General features: G+C 69.0%; 30 protein-coding genes and 2 riboswitches. Of the genes, 24 read left to right on the top strand and 6 right to left on the bottom strand.

Features of this window, described 5'->3' with window-relative positions; genetic code table 11:
* The first annotated feature begins 4 nt into the window (after window positions 1-4).
* From rpsE to truA, 15 genes are all read left to right on the top strand, one after another.
* Complete coding sequence (gene rpsE / locus AMIS_RS03160) at window positions 5-628, top strand: 30S ribosomal protein S5 (RefSeq protein WP_014440738.1); 624 nt, start codon at window positions 5-7, stop codon at window positions 626-628.
* Window positions 628-810, top strand: coding sequence for a 50S ribosomal protein L30 (gene rpmD / locus AMIS_RS03165; RefSeq protein ID WP_014440739.1), 183 nt, complete (start codon window positions 628-630; stop codon window positions 808-810). Before rpsE ends, rpmD begins: the two co-directional genes overlap by 1 nt.
* Complete coding sequence (gene rplO / locus AMIS_RS03170) at window positions 810-1,259, top strand: 50S ribosomal protein L15 (protein ID WP_014440740.1); 450 nt, start codon at window positions 810-812, stop codon at window positions 1,257-1,259. The genes rpmD and rplO overlap by 1 nt, the downstream gene beginning before the upstream one ends.
* 401 nt (window positions 1,260-1,660) lie before the next feature.
* A complete protein-coding gene (gene secY, locus AMIS_RS03175) occupies window positions 1,661-3,001 on the top strand; it encodes a preprotein translocase subunit SecY (RefSeq protein WP_014440741.1) in 1,341 nt (446 codons plus the stop codon).
* 74 nt (window positions 3,002-3,075) lie between these two features.
* Entirely contained in the window at window positions 3,076-3,729 is a 654-nt protein-coding gene (locus AMIS_RS03180; protein WP_014440742.1) for an adenylate kinase, read from the top strand.
* 1 nt (window position 3,730) lies between these two features.
* Complete coding sequence (map, locus tag AMIS_RS03185) at window positions 3,731-4,564, top strand: type I methionyl aminopeptidase (protein ID WP_014440743.1); 834 nt, start codon at window positions 3,731-3,733, stop codon at window positions 4,562-4,564.
* 48 nt (window positions 4,565-4,612) lie between these two features.
* Window positions 4,613-5,047 (top strand): DUF1707 SHOCT-like domain-containing protein, encoded by a 435-nt coding sequence (locus AMIS_RS03190; protein ID WP_231859222.1) that lies wholly within the window; start codon window positions 4,613-4,615, stop codon window positions 5,045-5,047.
* 236 nt (window positions 5,048-5,283) lie between these two features.
* Window positions 5,284-5,505, top strand: a complete 222-nt coding sequence (gene infA / locus AMIS_RS03195) for a translation initiation factor IF-1 (RefSeq protein WP_007073013.1) — start codon at window positions 5,284-5,286, stop codon at window positions 5,503-5,505.
* A gap of 52 nt (window positions 5,506-5,557) precedes the next feature.
* Window positions 5,558-5,674 (top strand): 50S ribosomal protein L36, encoded by a 117-nt coding sequence (gene rpmJ, locus AMIS_RS03200; protein WP_014440745.1) that lies wholly within the window; start codon window positions 5,558-5,560, stop codon window positions 5,672-5,674.
* Between the two features lie 163 nt (window positions 5,675-5,837).
* Window positions 5,838-6,218, top strand: a complete 381-nt coding sequence (rpsM, locus tag AMIS_RS03205; protein ID WP_014440746.1) for a 30S ribosomal protein S13 — start codon at window positions 5,838-5,840, stop codon at window positions 6,216-6,218.
* A gap of 17 nt (window positions 6,219-6,235) precedes the next feature.
* Entirely contained in the window at window positions 6,236-6,643 is a 408-nt protein-coding gene (rpsK, locus tag AMIS_RS03210) for a 30S ribosomal protein S11 (protein ID WP_014440747.1), read from the top strand.
* 14 nt (window positions 6,644-6,657) lie between these two features.
* A complete protein-coding gene (gene rpsD / locus AMIS_RS03215) occupies window positions 6,658-7,284 on the top strand; it encodes a 30S ribosomal protein S4 (protein ID WP_014440748.1) in 627 nt (208 codons plus the stop codon).
* 83 nt (window positions 7,285-7,367) lie between these two features.
* A complete protein-coding gene (locus AMIS_RS03220) occupies window positions 7,368-8,390 on the top strand; it encodes a DNA-directed RNA polymerase subunit alpha (protein WP_014440749.1) in 1,023 nt (340 codons plus the stop codon).
* An 83-nt stretch (window positions 8,391-8,473) separates the two neighbouring features.
* Complete coding sequence (rplQ, locus tag AMIS_RS03225) at window positions 8,474-9,055, top strand: 50S ribosomal protein L17 (RefSeq protein WP_014440750.1); 582 nt, start codon at window positions 8,474-8,476, stop codon at window positions 9,053-9,055.
* A gap of 101 nt (window positions 9,056-9,156) precedes the next feature.
* Window positions 9,157-9,972: a tRNA pseudouridine(38-40) synthase TruA gene (gene truA, locus AMIS_RS03230; RefSeq protein WP_014440751.1), complete on the top strand. Its 816-nt coding sequence runs from the start codon at window positions 9,157-9,159 to the stop codon at window positions 9,970-9,972.
* 52 nt (window positions 9,973-10,024) lie between these two features.
* On the opposite strand, the gene AMIS_RS03235 is transcribed toward truA, so the two are convergent.
* Entirely contained in the window at window positions 10,025-10,738 is a 714-nt protein-coding gene (locus tag AMIS_RS03235; RefSeq protein WP_014440752.1) for a hypothetical protein, read from the bottom strand.
* A gap of 96 nt (window positions 10,739-10,834) precedes the next feature.
* On the opposite strand from AMIS_RS03235, the gene AMIS_RS03240 reads away from it, so the two are divergent.
* From AMIS_RS03240 to thiC, 9 genes are all read left to right on the top strand, one after another.
* On the top strand, window positions 10,835-11,440 hold the full coding sequence (locus tag AMIS_RS03240; protein ID WP_014440753.1) for a class I SAM-dependent methyltransferase: 606 nt from the start codon (window positions 10,835-10,837) through the stop codon (window positions 11,438-11,440).
* Between the two features lie 29 nt (window positions 11,441-11,469).
* Window positions 11,470-13,116 carry an ABC-F family ATP-binding cassette domain-containing protein gene (locus AMIS_RS03245; RefSeq protein WP_041829530.1) on the top strand — a complete coding sequence of 549 codons (1,647 nt, stop codon included), beginning with the start codon at window positions 11,470-11,472 and terminating at the stop codon, window positions 13,114-13,116.
* A gap of 171 nt (window positions 13,117-13,287) precedes the next feature.
* Window positions 13,288-13,398: riboswitch (TPP riboswitch) on the top strand.
* Window positions 13,392-13,982: a thiamine phosphate synthase gene (locus AMIS_RS03250; RefSeq protein WP_014440755.1), complete on the top strand. Its 591-nt coding sequence runs from the start codon at window positions 13,392-13,394 to the stop codon at window positions 13,980-13,982. It overlaps the preceding riboswitch by 7 nt.
* Window positions 13,979-14,986 carry a glycine oxidase ThiO gene (gene thiO, locus AMIS_RS03255; protein WP_014440756.1) on the top strand — a complete coding sequence of 336 codons (1,008 nt, stop codon included), beginning with the start codon at window positions 13,979-13,981 and terminating at the stop codon, window positions 14,984-14,986. Before AMIS_RS03250 ends, thiO begins: the two co-directional genes overlap by 4 nt.
* On the top strand, window positions 14,986-15,186 hold the full coding sequence (gene thiS / locus AMIS_RS03260; protein ID WP_014440757.1) for a sulfur carrier protein ThiS: 201 nt from the start codon (window positions 14,986-14,988) through the stop codon (window positions 15,184-15,186). The genes thiO and thiS overlap by 1 nt, the downstream gene beginning before the upstream one ends.
* Window position 15,187: 1 nt before the next feature.
* Window positions 15,188-15,931 carry a thiazole synthase gene (locus AMIS_RS03265; protein WP_014440758.1) on the top strand — a complete coding sequence of 248 codons (744 nt, stop codon included), beginning with the start codon at window positions 15,188-15,190 and terminating at the stop codon, window positions 15,929-15,931.
* Complete coding sequence (locus tag AMIS_RS03270; RefSeq protein ID WP_014440759.1) at window positions 15,925-16,527, top strand: thiamine phosphate synthase; 603 nt, start codon at window positions 15,925-15,927, stop codon at window positions 16,525-16,527. The genes AMIS_RS03265 and AMIS_RS03270 overlap by 7 nt, the downstream gene beginning before the upstream one ends.
* Window positions 16,524-17,291, top strand: coding sequence for a bifunctional hydroxymethylpyrimidine kinase/phosphomethylpyrimidine kinase (gene thiD, locus AMIS_RS03275; RefSeq protein WP_041830462.1), 768 nt, complete (start codon window positions 16,524-16,526; stop codon window positions 17,289-17,291). Before AMIS_RS03270 ends, thiD begins: the two co-directional genes overlap by 4 nt.
* Window positions 17,292-17,364: 73 nt before the next feature.
* Window positions 17,365-18,888, top strand: coding sequence for a phosphomethylpyrimidine synthase ThiC (gene thiC, locus AMIS_RS03280; RefSeq protein WP_014440761.1), 1,524 nt, complete (start codon window positions 17,365-17,367; stop codon window positions 18,886-18,888).
* On the opposite strand, the gene AMIS_RS03285 is transcribed toward thiC, so the two are convergent.
* From AMIS_RS03285 to AMIS_RS40205, 5 genes are all read right to left on the bottom strand, one after another.
* Window positions 18,861-20,981, bottom strand: a complete 2,121-nt coding sequence (locus AMIS_RS03285; protein ID WP_014440762.1) for a DUF5305 family protein — start codon at window positions 20,979-20,981, stop codon at window positions 18,861-18,863. The two genes, thiC and AMIS_RS03285, sit on opposite strands and share 28 nt — an antisense overlap.
* A gap of 107 nt (window positions 20,982-21,088) precedes the next feature.
* Entirely contained in the window at window positions 21,089-21,517 is a 429-nt protein-coding gene (locus AMIS_RS03290) for a hypothetical protein (RefSeq protein WP_157434728.1), read from the bottom strand.
* A gap of 28 nt (window positions 21,518-21,545) precedes the next feature.
* Window positions 21,546-21,620: riboswitch (cyclic di-GMP riboswitch) on the bottom strand.
* Window positions 21,621-22,011: 391 nt separating this feature from the next.
* Complete coding sequence (locus AMIS_RS03295) at window positions 22,012-23,139, bottom strand: IS701 family transposase (protein ID WP_083888780.1); 1,128 nt, start codon at window positions 23,137-23,139, stop codon at window positions 22,012-22,014.
* 66 nt (window positions 23,140-23,205) lie between these two features.
* On the bottom strand, window positions 23,206-23,625 hold the full coding sequence (locus tag AMIS_RS03300) for a ribonuclease domain-containing protein (RefSeq protein WP_041829532.1): 420 nt from the start codon (window positions 23,623-23,625) through the stop codon (window positions 23,206-23,208).
* 111 nt (window positions 23,626-23,736) lie between these two features.
* Window positions 23,737-25,584, bottom strand: a complete 1,848-nt coding sequence (locus AMIS_RS40205; RefSeq protein WP_014440767.1) for a YML083C domain-containing protein — start codon at window positions 25,582-25,584, stop codon at window positions 23,737-23,739.
* Window positions 25,585-26,099 lie beyond the last annotated feature (515 nt).

Genomic DNA, 26,099 nt, shown 5'->3' on the forward strand with positions numbered 1-26,099 from the left:
ACCAATGCCTGGTCAGCAGCGCCGAGGCGGCGGGTCCGGCGGTAACACCGAGGGTGGCAACCGCAGGGACAACCGCCGTGAGGGCGGCCGCGGCAACGCGCCCGTCGAGAAGACCCCGCACCTCGAGCGGGTCGTCGCGATCAACCGTGTCGCGAAGGTCGTCAAGGGTGGTCGTCGCTTCAGCTTCACCGCCCTGGTGATCGTCGGCGACGGTGACGGCACCGTCGGCATCGGCTACGGAAAGGCCAAGGAGGTGCCCGCGGCCATCGCCAAGGGCGTCGAAGAGGCCAAGAAGCACTTCTTCAAGGTCCCGCGTATCGGTGCGACCATCCCGCACCCGATCACCGGTGAGGCTGCCGCGGGCGTCGTCCTGCTCAAGCCGGCTTCCGCTGGTACCGGTGTTATCGCCGGTGGCCCGGTGCGTGCCGTGCTGGAGTGTGCCGGTATCCACGACATCCTGTCGAAGAGCCTCGGCTCCTCGAACCCGATCAACATCGTGCACGCGACGGTGGCTGCTCTGAAGGGCCTCGAGTCGCCGGAGAAGGTCGCGGCTCGCCGTGGCCTGCCGGTCGAGGACGTGGCGCCGGCTGCCATGCTGGCGGCGCGTGCGGAAGCGGCGGTGCGCTGATGGCACGCTTGAAGGTCACCCAGGTCCGGTCCGGTATCGGCCGTAAGCAGAACCAGCGGGACTCCCTGCGGTCGCTCGGCCTGAAGCGGATCAACGACGTGGTGGTCAAGGAGGACCGTCCCGAGATCCGGGGCATGATCTTCGCCGTGAACCACCTCGTGAGTGTTGAGGAGGTCGAGTAATGGCGATCAAGATCCACCACCTGCGCCCCGCGCCCGGTGCCAAGACCGCGAAGACCCGTGTCGGTCGTGGTGAGGGCTCCAAGGGCAAGACCGCCGGTCGCGGTACCAAGGGCACCGGCGCCCGGAAGAACGTCTCGGCGGCGTTCGAGGGTGGGCAGATGCCCATCCACATGCGCCTGCCGAAGATGAAGGGCCTGCGCAACAAGCCGCGCAACAAGGTCGTCTTCCAGGTCGTCAACCTGGACCGTCTCGCCGAGCTGTTCCCGAACGGCGGCGAGGTCGGTCCGGCCGAGCTGGTCGAGGCCGGCGCTGTCCGCAAGGGTCAGCCGGTCAAGGTCCTGGGCTCGGGCGAGCTGGGCGGCGTGTCGCTGACGATCAAGGCGCACGCGTTCAGCGAGTCGGCCAAGGAGAAGATCGCGGCTGCCGGTGGTTCCGTCACCGAGCTGTAGTTCGTGAAACGGTGGGAGGCCGTGGTACCGGGGAAGCCCGGCGCCACGGCCTCTTGTCGTTGAGGGGCCTGTGAAGCGCGTGGGGCGGATAAGGTGGCCGCAACCGTACGGAACACGGCCGTAACATCCGGTGCCCTCAGGGGCGTTCTGAGCGGGCCGCGCTGCCGTATGGTGAGAACCGGCCGGGACGGGTGACCGGCCAAGGTGGAGCACGCCCGGTTCGTACACGAATCCGGACAGTTGTGTTGTACTGGGGCATCGGACCATGCGACGCCGGTGGTTGAGCTCTCGGCGTTGCTGATACAGTGCTCCGCTGGCGGCCTCTACGGCTGCCCAATGATGTGTGCCCGAACTTCCGGGATACCGCAACCCAGAGTGTGGCGACCACGCAGGAGGATCAGTTGTTGTCCGCCTTCTCGAGCGCGCTTCGGACGCCTGACCTGCGGAAGAAGCTACTCTTCACGGTAGCGATTATCGCGATCTACCGTCTCGGTGCCACATTGCCCAGCCCCGGTGTGTCCTACGCCAATGTGAAGGCCTGTCTGGCTCTCACCGAGGCTTCCGGCAACGGCGTGCTGAACCTTCTGAACCTCTTCTCCGGCGGTGCGCTGCTTCAGCTCTCCGTTTTCGCGCTGGGCATCATGCCGTACATCACGGCGTCGATCATCCTGCAGCTGCTCACGGTCGTGATCCCGCGACTCGAGCAGCTCCGCAAGGAGGGCCAGTCCGGCCAGGCGAAGATCACGCAGTACACCCGGTACCTGACGCTCGGCCTCGCCGTGCTGCAGGCCAGCGCGTTCGTCGCCCTGGCGCGGACCGGTCAGCTCTTCGGCAACGTCTGCGACCAGGACAACCCGGCGTACCAGATCATCCCGGAGGACACCGGTCTTCCGATGTGGCTGACGCTGACCGTCCTGGTGATGACGATGACCGCCGGCACCGGCGTGGTCATGTGGCTCGGCGAGCTGATCACCGACCGCGGCGTCGGCAACGGCATGTCGGTCCTGATCTTCACCTCGATCGCGGCCCGCCTCCCCGGCGAGGGCTGGACGATCAAGACGTCGAGCGGCACCGGCAAGTTCCTGCTGGTCATCGGCCTGGTCCTGGTGATCATCGCGCTGGTCGTCTTCATCGAGCAGGCCCAGCGCCGCATCCCGGTCCAGTACGCGAAGCGCATGATCGGCCGGCGGATGTACGGCGGCACCTCCACCTACATCCCGCTGAAGGTCAACCAGGCTGGTGTCGTTCCGGTCATCTTCGGGTCCTCGCTGCTCTATCTGCCGCAGCTGTACCTGCAGTTCTTCGACCAGAACAACCTCAAGGGTTACCAGATCTGGATCCAGAACAACCTGGCTGACCCGACGAGCCCGATCTACATCGGCCTCTACTTCCTGCTGATCATCTTCTTCACGTACTTCTACGTGTCGATCACGTTCAACCCGACTGAGGTCGCGGAGAACATGAAGAAGTACGGTGGTTTCGTTCCGGGCATCCGTCCGGGCAAGCCGACCGCCGACTACCTGGACTTCATCCTCAGCCGTATCACGCTGCCGGGCGCTCTTTACCTGGCCATGATCTCGGTGTTGCCGAACTTCTTCTTCATCTGGCTCAACCAGCAGCAGTACCAGAACTTCCCGTTCGGTGGTACCGCAGTGCTGATCATGGTGGGCGTGGGTCTGGAGACGGTGAAGCAGATCGAGAGCCAGCTCATGCAGCGGAACTACGAAGGGTTCCTCCGGTAGTGGGGACGCAGGGCCGGGGGGCTCTGGCGTCGACGGTGGGCGTGGTTTCTCCTGACCGAAGCGAGGCGATGTAGGTGCGGCTGGTACTGGTGGGCCCTCCGGGGGCCGGCAAGGGGACCCAGGCTGAGTTCATCGCCGCCCATCTCGCCGTACCGAAGATCTCGACCGGTGACATCTTCCGCGCCAACGTGTCGCAGGGGACGCCGCTCGGCGTCGAGGCCAAGCGCTACATGGATGCCGGCCAGCTCGTCCCCGACGAGGTGACCATCAACATGGTGCGGGACCGGCTCGCCGAGCCGGACGCGAGCGACGGCTTCCTGCTGGACGGCTTCCCGCGGACCGTGCCGCAGGCGCAGGCGCTGGACAAGCTCCTCGCCGACCTGGGCACCGCGCTGGACATCGTGATGGAGCTCGTGGTCGACGACGACGAGGTGATCCGCCGGCTCTCCGGCCGGCGGACCTGCCGTGGTTGCGGAAAGATCTGGCACGTCGAGTTCGACCCGACGAGCAAGGAGAACATCTGCGACCGCTGCGGCAGCGAGCTGTTCCAGCGTGACGACGACAAGGCCGAGACGATCGCGAACCGGCTGGTGGAGTACTCGGACAAGACCGCGCCGCTGGTCGACTTCTACGGCGCCCAGGGCAAGCTCGTCGGCATCGACGCGACCGGACCGGTCGAGGACGTGACCGTGCGCGCGATCGACGCCCTGCGCTCCTACGGGGGCTGACGTGGCACGTAACGAGCAGAACATCCAGCTGAAGTCGGTCGAGCAGTTCGAGCTGATGCGGGCGGCCGGCCTGGTCGTGGCGGCCGCTCTGGACGCCATGCGGGACGCGGTGGCACCCGGTGTGTCGACCGGCGACCTGGACGCGATCGCGGAGAAGGTGATCCGGGACGCCGGGGCCATCCCTTCGTTCAAGGGCTACCACGGCTTCCCGGCCTCGATCTGCGCCTCGGTCAACGAGCAGGTGGTGCACGGCATCCCGAGCACCGAGCAGATCCTGCGCGAGGGTGACCTGATCTCCCTGGACTGCGGGGCGATCCTGGAGGGCTGGCACGGCGACTCGGCGATCACCGTCGGGGTCGGCGAGACCGATCCGGCGTTGCTGCGGATGGCCGAGGTCGCCGAGGACGCCATGTGGGCGGGTATCGCCGCGGCGGCCCGGGGCGTGGCGAACGGCCGGGGCCGGCTGACGGACATCTCCTTCAACATCGAGAAGGTGATCCGCAAGGCCGGCCGGTACGGGATCGTCGACGGTTACGGCGGCCACGGCATCGGCACCGAGATGCACCAGGACCCGCACGTGCTCAACCACGGCAAGCCGGGCCGCGGTGTCCGGGTGGTCCCGGGCATGGCTCTGGCGATCGAACCGATGATCACGATGGGCTCGCCCCGGACCGTCGAGCTCGACGACGGCTGGACCGTGGTGACCCGGGACGGCTCCCGCGCCGCGCACGTTGAGCACACCATGGCGCTGCTGGACGACGGCGTGTGGGTGACCACCGCCCCCGACGGCGGCCGGGCCCGTCTCGGCGATCTGGTGACCGCCAAACAGCCTTAGCAACGCCGCCCATGGATGAACTGGACCCCGGCTGGCATGCTGGGGTCCATGGGGCGCGAGGGAATGCGAGCGGGCGACGCCGACCGGCAACAGGTGGCGGATCAGCTGAAGAAGGCGCTCGACGAGGGTCGGCTCGATCTCGGGGAGTACGACGAGCGGATCCAGCGGGCGTACGGCGCGCGGACCTTCGCCGATTTCGACGGGCTGCTGGACGACCTGCCGGGCACGGTCCCGGTGCAGAAGTCGCAGATCCAGCCGGCGCCACCGGCGCCCGGCGCCCCGGTCTCCGCGGCCGCTGAGGCGCACGGCCGGCGGAGCGGTGTCCAGCCCGCGATCGGCCTCTTCCTGCTCTGCACGGTGATCTGGGGCATCTCCAGCCTGGCCTCCGGTGAGGCGTATTACTTCTGGCCGGCCTGGGTGCTCATCCCGGTGGCGTTCGCGGTTCTGGCGCGACTCGGAGATCGGGACAAGCGACGCCACTGAGGCGATAAAGTCGTACATGTCCCGGCGCTGACACGCCCGACCCCGGGTTGCGGAACCCTCGGTTTGGCGTCGGTGTAACGGGCGCGTAGACTAGCTTGCTGGCGCGCAGCGTCCTCTCCTCCATGTCCTCAAGCGCTTCGAGGGCGGGGGAGCCGCGGCTGGTCCGAGCGGTTTTTCAGCTCGGGTAAGACGTTGCACAGCCTGCCCCAAGAACCCGATGTCAGGTAGCGGAGGACATGCCAAAGAAAGACGGAGCCATCGAGATCGAAGGCCGAGTGATCGAGCCCCTGCCGAACGCTATGTTCCGCGTGGAGCTCGCCAATGGTCACAAGGTCCTGGCACACATCTCCGGCAAGATGCGGCAGCACTACATCCGCATCCTTCCCGAGGACAGGGTCGTCGTCGAGCTCTCGCCGTACGACCTGACCCGTGGGCGAATCGTCTACCGCTACAAGTAAGCAGCGGGTCGCGGGGTTTTCTATCCCGTCTGACTGAGAGTTAAGGCAAACCGTGAAGGTCAAGCCGAGCGTCAAGCGGATCTGCAACAACTGCCGGGTCATCCGGCGGCACGGCCGGGTCATGGTCATCTGCAGCACCGACCCGCGCCACAAGCAGCGCCAGGGCTGATCACAGCCTCGTCGCAGGATCCGTACCACTGAACAAGCTCGTCCCAGCCGCGCGTGCACGCGCATGAGCGGCTGTACCCCCGGTCGGAGGCCGGGGCCCGCCCGGGCAGGCGGGGTGGGACAGGCACAGACCTCCGTGAGAAACCTGAGGAGTACGCCCACTTATGGCTCGTCTCGTCGGCGTTGATCTCCCCCGCGAAAAGCGGATGGAGATCGCGCTCACCTACATCTTCGGCATCGGTCGCACCCGTGCCGTCGAGGCACTGACTGCTACCGCAATTGACCTGAACAAGCGCGCCAAGGACCTCACGGACGAGGAGCTGGTCCAGCTCCGCGACTACATCGAGTCCAACTTCAAGGTTGAAGGCGACCTGCGCCGCGAGGTCGCTGCGGATATCCGCCGCAAGGTTGAGATCGGCTGCTACGCCGGCATCCGCCACCGCAAGGGCCTGCCCGTGCGTGGACAGCGGACCCGGACCAACGCTCGTACCCGCAAGGGCCCGAAGCGCACGGTCGCCGGTAAGAAGAAGCCCGGTCGGAAGTAATAGGAGCGCACTGACTTATGCCACCGAAGGCACGCGCAGGGGCCGCCGTCAAGAAGGTCCGGCGCAAGGAACGCAAGAACGTCGCCCACGGGCAGGCGCACATCAAGAGCACCTTCAACAACACCATCGTGTCGATCACCGACCCGACCGGTGCTGTGATCTCCTGGGCCTCGTCCGGCCAGGTGGGCTTCAAGGGCTCCCGCAAGTCGACCCCGTTCGCCGCGCAGCTGGCCGCCGAGGCCGCCGCGCGTCGTGCCATGGAGCACGGCATGCGCAAGGTGGACGTCTTCGTGAAGGGTCCCGGTTCCGGCCGGGAGACCGCCATCCGTTCGCTGCAGGCCGCCGGCCTCGAGGTCGGACAGATCTCCGACGTCACGCCGCAGCCGCACAACGGTTGCCGCCCGCCGAAGCGTCGCCGGGTCTAAGGGGGAATTGACTGATGGCTCGTTACACCGGTGCTGACTGCAAGCGCTGCCGCCGCGAGAAGATGAAGCTCTTCCTCAAGGGCAGCAAGTGCGATGGACCGAAGTGCCCCTTCGAGTCCCGCCCGTTCCCGCCCGGCCAGCACGGCCGTGGCCGGACCAAGGAGACCGAGTACCTTCTGCAGCACCGCGAGAAGCAGAAGGCGCGTCGGGCGTACGGCGTTCTGGAGAAGCAGTTCCGCGGCTACTACGAGGAAGCCGTGAACAAGCCGGGTAAGACCGGTGAGGTTCTGCTGCAGATCCTCGAGACCCGTCTCGACAACGTCGTCTACCGGGCCGGCTACGCCGCGTCCCGCGACATGGCCCGGCAGCTGGTCAAGCACGGCCACTTCCTGGTCAACGGTTCCAAGGTCGACATCCCGTCGTACCGGGTCAAGGAACACGACATCGTCACCGTGCGTGAGAAGTCGAAGGAAATGACCCCGTTCGTCGTGGCGCAGGCCCAGGCCGGCTCCCGCCCCGTTCCGGCGTGGCTCGAGCCGATCCCGGCCGAGATGAAGATCCTGATCCACTCGATCCCGGCCCGCGCTGTCATCGACACGCAGGTTCAGGAGCAGCTGATCGTGGAGCTTTACTCCAAGTAACAAAGTTGCCCGGCGCCTCGAAGGCGCCGGGCAATCGGTGATGGCCATCAAATAGTGGGTGGCCTGACAGAAAGAAGAACAGCGTGCTCATCAGCCAGCGGCCGACCCTCTCGGAGGAGTCGCTCAGCGAGACCCGCTCCCGGTTCACCATCGAGCCTCTGGAGCCGGGCTTCGGCTACACCCTCGGTAACTCGCTGCGTCGGACCCTGCTGTCGTCCATCCCGGGCGCGGCGGTCACCAGCATCAAGATCGACGGCGTGCTGCACGAGTTCACCACGATCCCCGGTGTCAAGGAGGACGTGGTCGAGCTGGTCATGAACGTCAAGGAACTGACCGTCAGCTCCGAGCACGACGAGCCGGTCAGCATGTACCTGCGCAAGCAGGGCCCTGGCGACGTGACCGCCGGTGACATCCAGCCCCCGGCTGGCGTCTCCGTGCACAACCCCGACCTGAAGCTGGCCACCCTGAACAGCAAGGGCCGGCTCGACATGGAGCTCACCGTCGAGCGGGGCCGTGGCTACGTCACGGCGGCGCAGAACAAGAGCGCCGGCGCCGAGATTGGCCGGATCCCGGTCGACTCGATCTACTCGCCGGTCCTCAAGGTGACCTACCGCGTCGAGGCGACCCGTGTCGAGCAGCGCACCGACTTCGACCGCCTGATCATCGACGTCGAGTCGAAGGCGTCGATCTCGCCGCGGACCGCGCTGGCCTCGGCCGGCTCGACCCTCGTCGAGCTGTTCGGCCTGTGCCGGGAGCTGGACGAGACCGCCGAGGGCATCGACATCGGCCCGTCGCCGCAGGACGCTCAGCTGGCCGCCGATCTGGCCCTGCCGATCGAGGAGCTGGACCTCACCGTCCGGTCGTACAACTGCCTCAAGCGCGAGGGCATCAACAGCGTGGGCGAGTTGATAGGGCGTACGGAGGCTGACCTTCTGGACATCCGGAACTTCGGCCAGAAGTCGATCGACGAGGTCAAGATGAAGCTCGCCGGAATGGGCCTGGGGCTGAAGGACAGCGCGCCTTCCTTCGACCCGGCGCACGTCGTGGACTCGTTCGGCGACGTGGACTACGACACCGACGACTACCGCGAGACCGAGCAGCTGTAAGTCCGGCTGCCGCGCGCCATAACCCTGCTGCCCGAGGCGGCTCCGCCGCACTGCTCGACATATTCACGAGGAGCATCGAAGAAATGCCCACGCCCACCAAGGGTGCCCGCCTCGGCGGCAGCCCGGCACACGAGAAGCTCATCCTGGCGAACCTGGCCACTGAGCTCTTCCGGCACGGGAAGATCAAGACCACCGAGACGAAGGCCCGGCGGCTGCGTCCGCTGGCCGAGCAGCTCATCACGAAGGCCAAGCGCGGCGACCTGCACGCCCGTCGCCGGGTTCTGACCGTCGTGAAGGACAAGGACGTCGTGTACGCCCTGTTCGAGCAGATCGCTCCGCGGTACACGAACCGCCCCGGCGGCTACACCCGGATCACCAAGACCGGCCCCCGCAAGGGCGACGCCGCTCCGATGGCCGTCATCGAGCTGGTCGAGGAGCTGCAGGTCGCGGCCACCACCGCCGCGCCGTCGAAGGCTGACCGCAAGGCGGCCGCGCAGCAGGCCAAGGTCGAGGCGCTCGCGCCCGAGGACGACGCGCCGAAGAGCGCGCCGGCCGCGGACACCGACGCTGACCAGGACGCCGAGGCGCCCGTGAACGCGTCCGGTGACAAGGGTGCCGAGGGCCCCGGCGACCAGGCCGAGGGCGACGACACCACCAAGGCCTGATACTCAGGTTTTTCGGAAAGCCCGGTACCCGTTCGGGGTGCCGGGCTTTTCGCTTGGCGGAAATCAAAACACTTCACCTGTACGCGAGGAGCACGCCCGTAATGTCGGAATCCATCCGCCTTCGGCTGGACGTGTCGTACGACGGCGCCGGCTTCTCGGGCTGGGCCGCCCAGCCGACCCGCCGGACGGTCGCCGGCGTGCTCACCGAGGCGCTGGGCCGGCTCGTCGGACCGGAGACGCCGCTCGGGTTGACGGTTGCCGGGCGTACCGATGCGGGGGTGCACGCCACCGGACAGGTCTGCCACATCGACCTGCCGATCGAGGACTGGGAACGGCTCTCCGGATCGCTGCTGCGCCGGCTCGCCGCCCTGATGCCGCCGGACGCCCGGGTCCGCGCGCTCCGGCCGGTCCCGGACACCTTCGACGCGCGCTTCTCGGCGACGTTCCGGCGGTACGAGTACCGCGTCTGCGACGAGCAGTGGGGTCCGGAGCCGCTGCGCCGGCACGACACGCTCGGCTGGCTGCGACCGCTCGACCTGGACCGGCTCAACGCCGCCGCGGCCGGGCTGCTCGGCGAGCACGACTTCGCGGCGTTCTGCAAACGCAAGGAGCATGCCACCACGATCCGGGCGATCAACCGGCTGGACTGGCGCCGGGACCCGGACGGGGTCCTGGTGGCGACCGTGCAGGCGGATGCGTTCTGCCAGGCGATGGTCCGCAGCCTGGTGGGGGCGATGCTCTTCGTCGGCGACGGCCGCCGGGAGCCGGAGTGGCCGGGGCGGCTGCTCACGCTCCGGGAACGCTCCAGCGAGGTGACGGTGGCGGCCGCGCACGGGTTGACCCTGGTGGCGGTCGGTTACCCGGACGAGGCGGAGTACGCCGCGCGGGCCGAGGCCACCCGCCGCCTCCGAGGCTGAGCTCCACACACAGGGCGAACGTCAGCCGAGCGCCTGGAATCCACACGCGGGCTCAGGTGGTTGGCAGGGCTGTGCTCAGGTGGATGTCGAGCAGGTCGGTGGTTACCCGGGTCACCGCCGGATCGGTGCCGGGGACCAGCTCACCCGTGGAACTGACGATCACGCAGTAGATCAGGTAGCGGTCGTGCGTGCGCCAGGCGACGGGGGTGCCCGGCGGGGTGTCGGCGCCGGTCAGCGTGGCGAAACTGCCGTCGCCGGTTTCGACCAGGTCGCGCACCACCTCGCTGACGGCTGCCGCGCTCGGCGTGTCCGGCAGGGTCAGCACACCGGCCGTCACCCGATAGTCGGCATACGGGACGGTGAGGACTGCCCGGATCGACTGCGAACACCCGTACCCCTGGAGCACCGACCGCAAGGCGCCGGTGACGGCGACCGGGCAATCGGCCTCGGCCCGCGCCTGGCTCGCCCGGAAGAGGGACGCCTGCTCGGGGAAGACGTCGCTCGCGGTGAGCGGTCCGGACGATCCGGAGGCCGGTGGGTGGCGTTCGTCGGCGACGATCAGCACGCCGACCATCACGCAGATGCCGAGCACGATCAGGGCGGCCAGGCCGCGGGTGAGCAGGTGGGCCGTTCGGAGGGGTTCCCGCCGCAGATGCCGGCGGCTGTGTGCCCGGGAGCGATGCTGGCCGGTGGTGATCGGGAACGGCCTCAGGACCAGAGCGTGCGCGGCATGGTGGGCGGGGCGCGTCGGGATGGCGTACCGCATGAGGCCCAAGCTAGGCGGGGACGCTGATCTATGAACGCACAGTTTGTCCGGTACCCCGATGTCCCGCCGCTCGTTCGGCGGCGGGAGACTTGCCGGGTGAGTGCCGACCATTACTTCTCCGCCGACCCGGATGCGCCGCTGCGGCGCAGCGAGATCGAGTTCAGCGTCGCCGGCAAGAACCACCGGCTCGCCGTCGCGTCCGGGGTGTTCTCGGCCGGGCGGCTGGACCCGGGCACCGCCGTGCTGCTCCGCAAGGCCGGGCTGCCGGACGCCTCGGCCGAGGGGACGTTTCTCGACCTGGGCTGCGGTTATGGCCCGATCGCCCGGGTGCTGGCGACCGAGGCGCCGGCGGCGACCGTGTGGGCCGTGGACGTGAACTCCCGCGCCCGGGAGTTGACCGCCGAGAACACCAAGAATTTGAGGGTACGGGTGGCAGCGCCCGACGACGTGCCCGCGGACGTGGAGTTCCAGCAGATCTGGAGCAACCCGCCCACCCACGTCGGCAAGGCGGAGCTGCACGGGCTGATGGAACGCTGGCTGCCGCGGCTGGCACCGGACGGTGTTGCCTGGCTGGTGATCAACCGGAACCTCGGTGGTGATTCGCTGCACACCTGGCTGACCGGCCTCGGCTGGCAGGTCGAGCGTGTGGCCAGCCAGCGGGGGTTCCGAGTCCTGAAGGTCACCCGAAAATCGGCTGACTGACCGAGCGGTCACCGGGGAGGATGCCGGGCATGGGTTACGTGGATGTCGCCGGCGCCGGTTTCGTGCTCCCGGACGGGCGGGAGCTCTTCGCCGACGTGTCGTTCCGGGTCGGCGAGGGCGCGAAGGTGGCGCTGGTTGGGCCGAACGGGGCCGGCAAGACGACGCTGATGCGCATGGTCGCGGGAGACATCCCGACCCAGAGCGGCACGATCGCGCGGTCCGGAGGGCTCGGCGTGATGCGCCAGTTCATCGGCATGATCGGCGACGACCGTACCCTGGAAGATCTTGCTTTGTCGCTTGTCGCGCCCGCGCTCGGCACGGCAGGTGAGCGACTGCGCGCCGCGGCCGCGGCCCTCGACGAGACCGAGAAGAGTCAGATCGGGTACGCGAACGCGCTCGCCCACTGGGGTGAGGCCGGTGGTTACGAGGCAGAGGTCCTCTTCGACACGGTCGCTGTCTCGATCCTGGGCAAGTCGTGGGAGGAGACCAAGGACCGGATCGTGCGGACCCTCTCCGGCGGCGAGCAGAAACGGTTTGCGCTGGACCTGCTGCTCCGCGGGAGCGACGAGGTGCTGCTGCTCGACGAGCCGGACAACTTCCTCGACGTCCCCGCGAAACGCTGGCTGGAACAGCGGATGCGGGAGTCGTCGAAATCGATCCTCTACGTCTCGCACGACCGGGAGCTGCTGGCGCAGACCGCGAACCGGGTGGTGGCCGTGGAGGGCGGCGGCGCGTGGACCCATCCGGGCGGCTTCGCCTCTTGGCACGAGGCCCGGTCGAACCGGCACGAGCGGATGGAGGAGCTGCGCCGCCGCTGGGACGAGGAGCACGAGAAACTCCGCGAGCTGGTCTTCACGCTGAAGAACAAGGCGGCCTACAACGACGGTCTCGCCTCGCGTTACCAGGCCGCGCAGACCCGGCTGCGCAAGTTCGAGGAGGCCGGCCCGCCGCCGCTGCCGCCGAAGGAGCAGTCCCTGCGGATGAACCTGCGCGGCGGGCGCACCGGCAAGCGCTCGGTGATCTGCGAGCAGCTCGAGCTGGAGAACCTGACGTTCCCGTTCGACCTGGAGATCTGGTACGGGGACCGGGTCGCCGTCCTCGGCGCGAACGGCACCGGCAAGTCCCACTTCCTGCGGCTGCTCGCGGCCGGCGGCTCCGAGCCCGATCTGGAGCACAAGCCGGTCGACGGCGCGCCGCTGACGCATGTGATGCACGGCGGCGTGGCCCGGCTCGGCGCGCGGGTGCGTCCGGGGCACTTCTCGCAGACCCACGACCGGCCGGAGCTGATGGAGAAGACGCTCGTCGAGATCCTCTGGCGGGGCGACGAGCACCGGTCCGGAGTCGACCGGGCCGGGGCGATGAAGGCGCTCAACCGGTACGAGCTGGCGGCACAGGGCGACCAGCGGTTCGGCACGCTCTCCGGCGGTCAGCAGGCCCGGTTCCTGGTGCTGCTGCTGGAGTTGTCCGGTGCCACGTTGCTGCTGCTCGACGAGCCGACGGACAACCTGGACCTGGCGTCGGCGGAGGCGCTGGAGGAGGGCTTGAAAGCCTTCGACGGTACGGTGATGGCTGTCACCCACGACCGCTGGTTCACCCGCTCCTTTGATCGTTTCGTGCTGTTCAGAGGCGATGGCGAGGTCGTCGAGGTTCCCGAACCGGTTTGGGACGTCCGCTGAGCTAGCTGGCTTCGCTTCGCTCCGCGGCGATTGCCTTGTAACCGGTGAGTTAGGGCGCGGTTTTCCGCCATCCGCAAACCCCGCGGCCGTCGGAAAACCGAGTCCTAACTCACCGGCGGCAATCGCTGGAGTCATCCGTGACGAGTCGTGTTATGGTCCGGTCACAACAAAGAAAAACCCCACGGGAGTCCGGGCACCGGGCTGAGAGGGGGGCTGACGCGGCCCCCGACCGTCGAACCTGATCCGGGTCATGCCGGCGCAGGGAGGAGTGCTTCATGCACGGTTCGTTGTCGTTTCCCCGGCTCCACGTCATCACCGACTCGCTCGACGTCGTCCGCGGCGTCGCCGGCCAGCCCGACGTCGCCGTTCAGATCCGGGTCAAGACGAGCGACGCCCAGGCGTACGCGCTGACCGTCGCGGCCCTCGAGATCCTCCGCCCGGCGGGCACGATGTGCCTGGTCAACGACCGGGTAGCGGTGGCGCTGGCGGCCGGCGCGGACGGTGTGCACGTCGGCGCCGACGACCTGCCGGTGGACGCCGCCCGGCGGATCCTCGGCCCGGACGCGGTGATCGGCGCGACCTGCCGGAACCCGACGGACGCCCGGGCCGCCGTCGCCGCCGGCGCCTCCTATCTGGGCACCGGGCCGGCGTTCGCGACGTCCACGAAGGACGGCCTGCCACCACCGATCGGCCCGGCCGGTGTCGCCGCCGTCGTCGACGCGGTGCCGGGCACGCCGGTGCTGGCGATCGGTGGGATCACTGCCGACCGGGTGCCGGTCCTGCCGTCGCACGGGGTCGCCGCGATCGGCGCGTTCGTGACCGATCCGAAGCGGGCGGTCGCCGAGTTCCTGGAGGCCCTGCGATGAGGGTCGCGATCGTCGGCGGCGGGATCATCGGGCTTGCCGTCGGCCGGGAGTTGCTGCTCCGGGGAGCGGACGTCACGGTCTACGACCCGGCGCCGGAGGGAACCGGGGGCGCCTGGCACGTGGCGGCCGGGATGCTCGCTCCGGGTGGGGAGTCGGCGTTCGAGTTTCCGTTCCTGGAGCCGCTGCTGGAGGCGTCCAACGCGCTCTGGCCCTCGTATGCGTCGTCACTGGGAGACGTCGGATATGACGAGGCCGGCACGTTGAGCGTGGCACTGACCGCCGACGATCTGGCGGAGGCGAAGCGGGAGTGGCAGCACCAGAAACTCACCACGCTGACCGGCTCGCAGGTGCGTGACCGGGAGCCGTCGCTGTCGCCGCGGATCCGGGCCGGGGCCTACTCGCCGACGGAGCGGCAGGTCGACCCGCGCAAGGTGGTGGCGGCGCTGCGCTTCGCATTGGACGGTCGCGTGGCCCTCAAGCATGTAACCGACATCTCCGAAATTTCTGCCGATACCGTTGTGGTGGCGGCCGGCCTGGGCACGGCCGCGCTGACCGGACTTCCCATCCGCCCGGTGAAAGGCCAGGTCCTGCGCCTGCGCGGCGAACCCGGCCTGCTCCGGCACGTGATCGACGGCGCCGCCGACGGTCGGCACGTCTACCTGGTGCCGCGCGCCGACGGTGAAGTGGTGGTCGGCGCCACCCAGGAGGAGCGCTCCGACCGGGCGGTCACCGCGGGCGGGGTGCACGACCTGCTGCGCGCCGCGCTCGACCTGGTCCCCGGCCTCTCCGAGCACGAGATCATCGAACTCACCGTCGGGCACCGGCCCGGCACGCCGGACAACGCGCCGATCCTCGGCCGGCTCGACGACCGGACCGTGGTGGCCGCCGGTCACCACCGCAACGGGGTGCTGCTCGCCCCGATCACCGCGCGGCTCATCGCGGACCTGGTGCTCACCGGAGCCGCGGACCCACTGCTGGACGCCTTCACCCCCGGGAGGTTCTGATGCGCCTGACGATCAACGGCCAGGACCGGAGCAGGACCGAGAGTTGCACCGTCGCGACCCTCGTTGCCGAGATCATCGCCGCCCAGCGTGGGGTGGCGGTCGCCGTCAACGGAACCGTGGTGCCGCGCTCGGCGTGGAATGAGGTGGACCTGGCCGACGGTGACCGGGTCGAGGTGCTCACCGCTGCTCAGGGGGGTTGAGATGTTCCTCCCCGAGAACGGACTCATCCTCGGTACCGGCGGCGCGCAGAGCCTCGCGATCCTGGAAGAGGCGATCGCGGCGTCCGAGACCACGCTCGTCACGGTGGCGCTGCGCCGGGTCGACGCGGCAGGTCCGGGACTGCTGCCGATGCTGGACCGGCTCGGTGTGCGGGTGCTGCCGAACACCGCGGGCTGCTACACGGCGGGTGACGCGGTGAAGACCGCGCAGATGGCCCGGGAAGCGTTCGAGACCGACCTGATCAAGCTTGAGGTGATCGGCGACGAGCGGACCCTGCTGCCGGACGGTGTGGAACTGCTCCGAGCCGCCGAGACGCTCGTCGCGGACGGGTTCACGGTCCTGCCGTACACCACCGACGACCCGATCCTGGCCCGCCGTCTGGCCGACGCCGGATGCGCCGCGGTGATGCCCGCCGGCTCGCCGATCGGTTCCGGTCTCGGCATCTCCAACCCGCACCACATCGAGCTGATCCGGCAGAACGTGGACGTGCCGGTGGTGCTGGACGCCGGCATCGGCACCGCCTCCGACGCGGCGCTCGCGATGGAACTCGGCTGCGACGCGGTGCTCGTCGCCAGCGCGATCACCCGGGCCGACGATCCGGCGGCGATGGCGGCGGCGATGCGGCACGCGGTAGCGGCGGGACGGCTCGCCCGCGCCGCCGGGCGAATCCCACGCCGGTTCCACGCGCTCGCGTCCACGGCCGACGAGGGGATCGCGGAATGGTGACGCCGGGCGGGCTCGTCGTGCTCACCGACCGGCGGTCCGCCGCCGGGCCGCTGGTGGAGGTGGTCGCGGCGGCGGTCCGCGGCGGCGCCGACTGGGTCATTCTGCGCGAGCGCGACCTCGGGTACGAGGAGAGAGCCGCCCTCGCGGCGCAGCTGAGGCCGCTCCTGCCGCCCGGGCGACTGATCGTCGCGGGTCCGGATCCGCTGGGCGGCACGGCCGTGCACCTCTCGGCCGCCGATCCGCTGCCGTCCGGGGTTCCGCTGGTGGGCCGCTCGTGGCACGGCGCCGAGCCGCCCTCCGATGTGGATTACGTGACGTTGTCGCCGATCTACCCGACGGCGACGAAGCCGGGTTACGGGCCGGCGCTCGGCGCGGCGGGGGCGGCGGCGCTGGCCGGGCGGGTGCCGTGGCTGGCGCTGGGCGGGGTCGACTCGGCGGCGCGGGCCGCGGAGTGCGCCCGGGCCGGTGCCGAGGGGATCGCGGTGCTCGGGGCGATCATGCGGGCGGCCAATCCGGCGCGGGTGGCGAGCGAGCTGGCGGGCGCGTTCGCGGCCGCTCAGCGGGCCGCGGCGAGTGCGGGGGCGGGAGCGTGGTGACGCCGCGGGTGGTGCTCACCATCGCCGGGTCGGACTCCGGTGGGGGTGCGGGGATCCAGGCGGATCTCAAGACGTTCGCGGCGCTCGGGGCGTTCGGGACGTCGGTGCTCACCGCGATCACCGCGCAGAACACGCTGGGTGTCACGGCGATCCACGCGGTGCCCGCCGACATCGTCGCGGCGCAGCTCGACGCGGTGCTCTCAGATCTGCCGGTGGCGGCCGTGAAGGTCGGGATGGTGTCCGATCCGGCGGTGGCGAAAGTGATCGCGGAACGGGCCGGCGACCTGCCCCATCTGGTCATCGATCCGGTGATGGTGGCGACCGCCGGAAGCCGGCTCTCCGATTCGGCTGTGGTGGGAGTGCTCCTCCCGTACGCCAGTGTGCTGACGCCGAACCGGCACGAAGCCGGCGCCCTCCTCGGCCGGGTGATCGAAACGGCCGAGGAGATGGCCGAAGCCGCCGCCGAGCTCGCGAAGCTCGGCCCACGCGGGGTGGTCGTGACCGGAAGTGAACTTGCGGTCGACGTCCTGCACGTCGCGGGAGAGACCACCGTGCTGCGGGGCTCGCCGGTGGAGACCCGCAACAACCATGGGTCTGGCTGCACGTTCTCGTCGGCGATCGCGGTGCGGCTGGCCGCGGGCGACTCGGTGCCGGAAGCGGTGATGACCGCGAAGGATTACGTGTATCGCGGTCTGCGCGGCGGCGCCTCCTGGCAGCTCGGGGCGGGACCCGGGCCGCTGGACCACTTCGCCTGGTCCCTCTGAGTTCCGGCAGCACTGTCGCTGATCCTTCGCGGCCGTGTCATGCCGTTTTTATCCAATTTCGTGGAGGTTTGCCGTGAGACGTAAGACCTATGTGGACGGTCCCCGTTCGGACATCCGCGTGCCGTTCACCGAGGTGGTTCTGACCGGGGACGAACCGCCGGTGCGGCTCTACGACACGTCCGGTCCGGGCAGTGATCCGCTCGTCGGGCTGCCGCCGCTGCGCAAACCGTGGTGGACCGGGCAGACCCAGCTCGCCGCCGCGCGCGCCGGGATCGTCACGCCCGAGATGGAGTTCGTCGCGGTGCGCGAAGGCGTCACCCCCGAGCTGGTGCGCGACGAGATCGCTTCCGGTCGCGCGGTGCTGCCGGCCAACCGGAACCACCCCGAGTCCGAGCCCATGATCATCGGTTCGCGGTTCCTCGTGAAGGTCAACGCGAACATCGGCACCTCGGCCGTCACCTCGTCCGTCGCCGAGGAGGTGGAGAAGCTGACCTGGGCCACCCGGTGGGGCGCCGACACCGTGATGGACCTGTCCACCGGGCCGCGGATCCATGAGACCCGGGAGGCGATCGTACGGAACTCGCCCGTCCCGATCGGAACCGTGCCGATCTACCAGGCGCTGGAGAAGGTCAAGGGTGACCCGCTCGAGCTGACCTGGGAGCTGTTCCGGGAAACCGTCATCGAGCAGGCCGAACAGGGCGTCGACTACATGACGATCCACGCCGGGGTGCTGCTCGCGCACGTGCCGCTCGCCGCCGAACGCGTCACCGGCATCGTCTCCCGCGGCGGATCGATCATGGCGGCCTGGTGCCTCGCCGAGCACCGGGAGAACTTCCTCTACACCCACTTCCGCGAGCTCTGCGAGATCTTCCGGGAGTACGACATCACGTTCTCGCTCGGGGACGGCCTGCGCCCCGGGTCGATCGCGGACGCCAACGACGAAGCACAGTTCGCGGAGCTGCGCACCCTCGGGGAACTGACCCACATCGCCTGGGAGTACGACGTCCAGGTCATGGTCGAAGGCCCCGGCCACGTGCCGATGCACAAGATCAAGGAGAACGTGGACCTGCAGGTCGACCTGTGCGGCGGGGCGCCCTTCTACACGCTGGGGCCGCTGGCGACCGACATCGCGCCCGCCTACGACCACATCACGTCCGCGATCGGCGCCGCGATGATCGGGATGTTCGGGACGGCGATGCTCTGCTACGTCACCCCGAAGGAGCACCTCGGCCTGCCGAACAAGGAGGACGTGAAGGCGGGGATGATCGCGTACAAGATCGCGGCGCACTCGGCTGACCTGGCCAAGGGGCACGCCGGCGCGCAGGAATGGGACGATGCGCTGTCCCGGGCGCGGTTCGACTTCCGGTGGGAGGACCAGTTCGAGCTGGCGCTGGACCCGGAGACGGCTCGGGCGTACCACGATGAGACGCTGCCGGCGGCTCCCGCAAAGACCGCGCATTTCTGTTCCATGTGCGGGCCCAAGTTCTGCTCGATGCGGATCAGCCATGAGTTGCGGGCGGCGGGGATGAAGTCCAAATCGTCGGAGTTCGTGGAGGCGGGTGGCCGGGTTTACCTGCCGGTGGCACCGTCGGCCTGATCCGCTTGTTCCGGGTGCTTCGGCAGGAAGTCGTAGATCGGCTCGTGGGGTGCCTCGGGCTCGGAGCCCTCGGGTTTCGGGGCGCCACCCACTGATTTGTTGAGCTCGCCGAGGGTTTCCATGGCCTTGCGCTCGGCTTCCGGTTTGAGGCGGATCGGGCGCTGGAGGGGTGGTTTGCTGTCGGTCTCGTCGGGGGTGGGCTCCGATTTCGCGGGCTCGGCCTTCTTACGGGGGCGGCGGGCTCGCTTGGCGGGGGGCTTTGGCGCGGGGGCCGCGTCCTGTGAGGGCTCCGGCTTCTCGGCGGGCGGCTTTTCGGGGGCCTTTGCGGTGGGCTGTTCCGCAGGCTTTTCTGCAGGTTTGTCGGCTGGGGTCTCTGCGGGTTTTTCCTCGGACGCCGGCGCTTCGGCGGGAGGAACTGCGGGGGCCGGCGTTTCGGCTGCGGGCGCGGCGGGGGCCGGGGTCTCGGCCGCAGGTGGAGCGGGAGTCGGGGCTTCGGCCGGAGGAGCGGCTGGGGGTGCGGCTACCTTTGCCACCCCGGTGGCTTTGCGGGCTGAGGGGCGGCGGTGCGAGGCGGGCCGGGGTTCGGGTTGCGGTTCCGGGGTGACGTTCGCCGGGATGATCCGGTAGCGATAGGTCACCCCGTCGTCGCGAACCACGAAATCGTCCGCGCCGTCCGGCCGGGTCCAGGTGAGGATCATCTGCCCGTACTTCTCGGCGAGCTTCACCAGCGCCGGAAAACTGTCCACGATGACGACCGGTTTGCCGGGCGGGCTGGCCATCGGCTCCACCGGGACCAGCAGGTGGGGGTAGCGGCGCTGGATTTGTTCCCGGTTCTTCAGCGGAACCCGGCGGAAGGCCAGCAGGGCGACCACAGCGATGCCGACCAGCGCGACGAGCAGCGACTTCACCGCCCAGCTACGTGCCTGTCCGGCGGTGAACAGATCCGTGCCGAAAAGCGAGATCTGACGGGGAAAGGTCCCGCCGCCGGATGTCGCGGCCGACCGCTTGACCACCAGACTCTCGGCTCCGCCGAGGAGAGCCAACTGGATGTTCGTGAGGCCGAAGCTCACCGATGGCTCGAAGCTTGATCCGTCGGCATGGCTGACTCGCGCGGTGACCGACACCGTGACCGCTCCGATGTCGGTGCCGATGGCCTCGGATGCTCGCTGCGCCCGTTCGTCCAGCCCGTCGAGATCGAGCGACACGGTCCCGGTGAAGCGCTGTGCGGAGAACTCCTTGGGCTGAGCCAGCTGAACCGTCGAATGCCAGCCCGTCTGAGTCGAGAGCCGGGCACTCACCTCGACAGTTCCGGGCTTTCCGAGATACTCCATCCGCAGGACGACGAACTCCGCGAGATTCCGGTAGATCGGGTCGGGGGAGTACGCCGTGGTGCCGTCGTAGGCGGCGCTGCGCGGCACGTCCGCAGAGTAGGAGAAGGTCATCGACTCACCGGCCTCTACCGAGGAGTCGGTGGTCTGCGTGGCCGGCCTCATCCAGCCGAGCACCCCGAACAGCAGCCCGCAGACGGCCAGCACGACGGAGAGCACGGCGACAACCCAGATCGCCGGGTGGAGCCGTCTGACCGCCTTGGCGACGGTCATCACCACCGCCCAGGAGCCGCCTTGGCCGGACATGCTCTTCGTCCTCTTCTTCTGCCGGCCGCGCGGGATGTCCCGGCGGGATCTCACCGCGGCTGCCCGGGTGCCGACGATCATGAACCCGAACATCCCGAGCGCGGTCGGACTGAGCAGAGGCTTCAGCCACACTCCGCCCTTGGGGACGTGCAAGACCGCGCGGCCGATGAGCTCGTTCGCGGTGGGTTCGATCGCGTCGATAGCGGGGTTGTTGTCTCCTTGGAAGACATAGCCGGTGAGGGCGTCGCCGCCGATGATGCGGTGGAGTGTCTCTATGCCTCCGGTCCCATGGTATGCGGCGATCTGCCCGACTTCGTAGGAATCGAACTTGATCAGAAAAACCAGATCATCGGCGTAGTAGGTCGGGTTCATGCTGACGCCGTGCGTGATGACGTAGGAGAGTCGCTGGGTGCTGACCGCCCACGCACCAATGGCCGCCATCACGAGGATGGCGGCCATGGCGATACGTCGGAACCTCGGGATGGCTACTCCGCGATGTGACGACTCACAGCTGTGGTAGCAGCCATGGTGTCATCTCGGGATGACCGTTCGAGGCGGTTCTAGGATCAGATGCCCGGCTGGACCTTGACGTCGAGATCGGTCACCGCGGTCATGTAGCCGGTGGTGGCGTTGCCGACTACGCAGTTCCAGATGGTGGTCGAGCCCCAGGTGCAGGTGAGGGCCGAGGTCGAGCTCGTCGTGCCGCTGTTGTTCGTGCCCTTCAGCGTTCCGGTGATCACCGACGTGGTGGTGTTCAGCGTCGTGCCGTTGCTGCCGGCGACGTTGAGGGTGGCGCCGACGACCTTGTTGCCGTCCGTGGCGTCGTAAACCAGGGCAGCCGAGTTGAGCACCGCGCCTTCCACGGTCATCGTGGTCGTGCCACCACCGGCAATCTTGGTGAAGCCGCCGGAGTTGGTGACGCCCGAGGCGGTGAAGGCGGTGCTTCCGGCCGCGACGACACCAGCGACAGCGATTCCACCAAGAAGCTGCATCATGTTGCGCATTAAGAAGGTTCTCCCCAAGGTCGGTAGCCCAGCCAGCCTCATGGGCTCTGTGGCTTTGCGTCCCCGGCTTGCGCCGGGTTTGCTCTTGTCGGCCGAGCGGGTTGCTCGATCTCGCTTACGCCAGGTTGTTCGGTCGTGGGCTCCCCGGGCTAAGCGTTAGCAGCCACTTTTCCGGCGTCCTTTTCGAGGTTTTCGCGCCTGAGTGCAGCTCGGGTGCTAGAGGGGCGCGCGGCCGTTTTTTCGGGAGGAGAAACCGTGCGCGGCGGCTGTCCGGGGGACGGTCGCCGCGCGTACCCGGGAAGGGCTTAATACTGCAACGGCACTTCACCTGAGTGGGTAGCCGCGGCGTTTGTAGTGGCTGAGGCGGGCTTGGTGTTGGCGTCGTCGTCGCCAGCGTGACCACCACCAGATGTGTTTGGGCTGGTGGTGGCGGACGAACAGTGCGGCGAGCAGGCGCCGGATCTCCGGTACCGTGTAGCCGATCATCATGTCGTCACCGGTGCTGTTTGCTGTTGCGCGGTCTGGGTCCGGGCGACGACGAGCCAGGCGTAAGCGGCCATCGACAAGGTGATGTGCGCGTACCAGGCCCGCCAGTCCCGGACCTGGTATTCGTCGAGGCCGGCCTGACCTTTGGCCTGCTGGAAGCATTCCTCAACGGCCCATCGGGTGCCGGCGATGCGGGCCAGGTCCATCAGCCGGGTCTTCCGCGGGCCGTAGCAGACGTAGTAGGCCAGCTCCCCGGTGTTCATGCTGCGCCGGGCGAGCAGCCAGTGCCCACGCCCGGGCCGCCAGCAGATGCGGATCGGGATCCGCGCCCACCAATACTCCCGCGGTCCGTGAGCCCCGGGACCGGCCGAGATCCGCGACCAGGCCCGGCCCGGCAGCGATGCGATCAGCTCGTCGACGCGGGCGCGGCCCATGCTGGTGGTGACCACGTCGTCGTTGCAGCGGGTCGCCACCACATGCGGCTGGTCGTGCTCTTCGAGCCAGACCCGCAACGCTTTCGACTGACCGTAGGCCTCGTCCATGGTCACCCACGCCGCCGCAACCCCCGCGGTGAACGCCCGCTGCAGCATCTGCCGGGCCATCTCAATCTTCGTGGCGAAGCCGACCTCGTCCGGGATCCCTGCCGCCCGGCAGCGATCCCGGTCATCGGTCCACGCCGCCGGCAGATACAACTGCCGGTCGATCAACGCGTGCCCGCGCGTCGAGCGGTAGGCCAGGAAGACACCGACCTGGCAGTTCTCGATCCGGCCGGCGGTTCCCGAGTACTGCCGGGCGACCCCGGCGGACTTCACGCCCTTCTTCAGGAACCCGGTGTCATCGATGATCAGCACACCATTCGGATCACCGAGGTGCTCGATCACGTAATCCCGGACCTCGTCACGCACGGCGTCGATGTCCCAGTCGGCCCACCGCAGCAGGCGTTGCATCCCGTCCGGTGACAGGTCACCGGCTTGCTCGGCGAGGGTCCAGCCGTTCTTACGATCGAGGCCGGCGACCAGCCCGGACAGATACTGCCGGGCCCGCCGCCGCGGCTCCGCGCGGGTGAACCGGTCCGCGAACCGGGCATGCAACCGGTCCAGTTCACTCGACCACTGATCAAACTCGATCGACGTCACACAACAGGCAACGAGCCGATCATCTATACGTATCGCCTGCTGAGTGCCGTTGCAGTATTAAAGCTTGTAGAACGTCACATAGTGGTCGGGGGTGAAGTAGGCGACGCGGGTGCTGCGGTTGACCACGATGCGGTAAGCGTCGCGGGAGGCGCCCCGGGCGCGGGAGTAGACGTCGTATTCGCCGTAGGAGGCGGACGGGAGCTGGCCCTCGCGGTTGTAGAACGTGCCGCCGGTGTAGTTGTAGTTGCCGTACGGCCAGGCATACCAGCCGGCGCTCGTCGGCCAGTTGAGGGACTTCCAGCCGTTGTACGCGGTGCGCGCGGCTGAGCAGCGGCTGATCGTGCAGCTGTTGTAGACCGCGGCCTGGGCAGCGTCGGTGTTGGTCGGGGCTACGACGGCGGGTGCCACCAGTGCCGTGCCGGAGAGGGCGAGGACCAGGGCCAGGCCGGAGAGTAAGCGGCCGATTCGGGTGATCATGATCGGACTCCGATGCCGTGGGGGGATTACCCGGACATCGACCATCGTCACCGTGGGGGGAGGGTGGTGGTACCTCCCGGTCCGATCATTTCACCGGAGTTGGGTAACGCTTCACGCTCCGCCCAGGCCGTTCACCCAGTTGACGTACTCGTCCTGCTGGCCCTGTGCGCCGCGCTGCGGGGGAGGGCCGCTGATCGAGGTCGGCTCCACCACCGGCGGACGGGCGGTCGCCGGAGTGATGCGCGGGTGCTCGGCGGTGTCGATTCCGGTCCGGGGGCCGGGGTTGCCGGTCGCGAAACCGTCGAACGAGCCGGATGGGGAGGCCGGTGGGTTCTCCGGGGCCTGCCGGCGGCCGCGCCAGCCGCGGCGGGGTGCGGGTGCGGGCTCCTGCCGGCCGGAGAAGTGCGACGGGGCCTCCTGCTGACCGGAGAACTGCGAGGGGGCTTCCTGCTGGCCGGAGAAACGGGGCGCCGGGCCGGCGAAACGCGGTGCGGGGCTCTGCTGGCCGGGGCCCTGGTGGGCGCTGTGCTGGCCCGGGCTGTGCTGCCCGGGGTTCTGCTGGCCGGGGTTGTGCTGGCTGAGGTTCTGCTGGCCGGGGTTGTGCTGGCCGGGGCTCTGCTGCGGCGGGCCGGAGAAGCGGGCGGGGGACTGGGGCGGCTGGCCGAACGGCGTGCCCGTACCCGAATTGAAGGGTGAGTTGGGCGCGTTGGCCGGGGCCTGGTTGGCCAGGTCGGCGAGGGGGTGCGGGCGGTCGGCGACGGTGACGACGCCGGTGTCCGAGGGGCGGAGCTGCGGGTCCGGACGCTGCGCGGCGGCGGCCGCCGCGGCGGCGATGGCGGACTGACCGGGTACGGAAGGGGCGGCCTGATCGCGCCGGGGCAGCGGGGCGGGGCCGAGGTCGCTGCCGGTCGGCGCGGTGGCGCCCGAAGCGATGTTGCCGGAGGCGGTGCTGCCCAAACCGGTGTTGCCGGAGGCGGCGCTACCCGAAGCGGTGTTGCCGGAGGCGATGCTGCCCGGGACGGTGTCACCCAGGGCGGCGCCGGGTGACGTGGCGCCGGACGTGGCGCGGGACGCGGCGGTGGCCGTCGACTGCTCGTCGTCGTGGGCCCGCTCCGGCGCGCCTCGGATGATCACGGCGAGCACCGAGCCGAGGACGCCGGCGCCGGCGGCGAACATCGCCGACCAGTACGGGCTGAAGGTGAAGCCGCTGCTCTCGCCCGGACCGGCGATCAGGTAGGCGACGGTGAGCAGCGCCGGACCGGCCAGTCCGGTCAGCGCCACCGCCGAGGTCGGCATCCGGCGGCCCCGCGCCATCAGGCCGAGGATCAGGCCGGAGAAGAGCGCCAGCAGCGGCATCGTGACGAACGGGGTGCGGTCGTTGACCACGGCCGGGAGGAAATCGCCCTCCAGCACGCCGAGGCGGACCGGGGCCGCGGTGTGGCCGGGGAGCAGCGACGGGGTGACCGCGACGAGGCCGATCACCCAGACGAGCACGGTGAGGGCGGCGATGTTCCACCGGACGACCGCTCGCGCGGCGGCGGCCCAGGCGGCGAAGATGCCGACCGCGACGCCGAGGCCGGCGCACACGCCGATCACGAAGACCGGGTCGACGCCGGCGACCTGGGCGGAGCGGGCCGGCTGCATGGTCAGCGGCAGCACCACGAGAGCGCCGAGGCCGGACGCGAGGCCGACGGCGAGCGCGCCACCGGCACCGACCGGCTGGGACCGCCAGCGGGGACGGAAGCCGGTGCCGACGACGGCGCCGATCGCGGCGGCGGTCATCGCGATCCAGGCGACCCAGGCGAGCTGGGACGTCCACTGATCACTCGCTGTGACGTCAAGGTCCCGATCGAGGCGCACCATGCTGAGCCCGTAGGCGAGGCCGAGCTGACCCGCACCGACCACGGCTGCCGCCGCCGTGGTGGTGGCCAGCAGCTTCACCCAGCTCCAAAATGCCATGCCGCGCACGTTACGGAATGGCCAGGCCGACACGCCAGTCCGGAGGCCGCTTATTAAGACACCCTAAAGTCTCGATCATCAACATCGATTTGTGTAACTATGGCAGGCGTCACTGTGGGTTACTGGAGGGCGACGTACGGGTCAGTTGCCACGCCGACCGTCTGCAGTGGACACTGATCAGGCAGCCTTCAGTCCGTTCTTGGGCGGCGGTGGGGTGGTTGGAAGGGCGGACAAATAGTCCGTCGCATCGTGCCAAACCTTGCGAACGTGAGACCTTCGCAAGGTCACGGGACGGAAATCTCAGTGGCTGGAACGGTGACGGTGACTTCACGGAAGGTCGCGGGTGGAATATTCGCGCACGTCAAACCGTATGTCGCTGCTGCGCTTCGTGTTCCGGTCCGGTTTCCACCCGGACAGCCGAGCATTTTCCGGGAGGTTCCAGGCTTCCCAAACGGTCCGGCGTTCTGATGAAATCGCCGCCGTGCCGAAATCGGCGCGGGCTTTGCTGCGGGCAC

Origin of the sequence: Actinoplanes missouriensis 431, from assembly GCF_000284295.1 — a bacterium.
Taxonomy (GTDB): domain Bacteria; phylum Actinomycetota; class Actinomycetes; order Mycobacteriales; family Micromonosporaceae; genus Actinoplanes; species Actinoplanes missouriensis.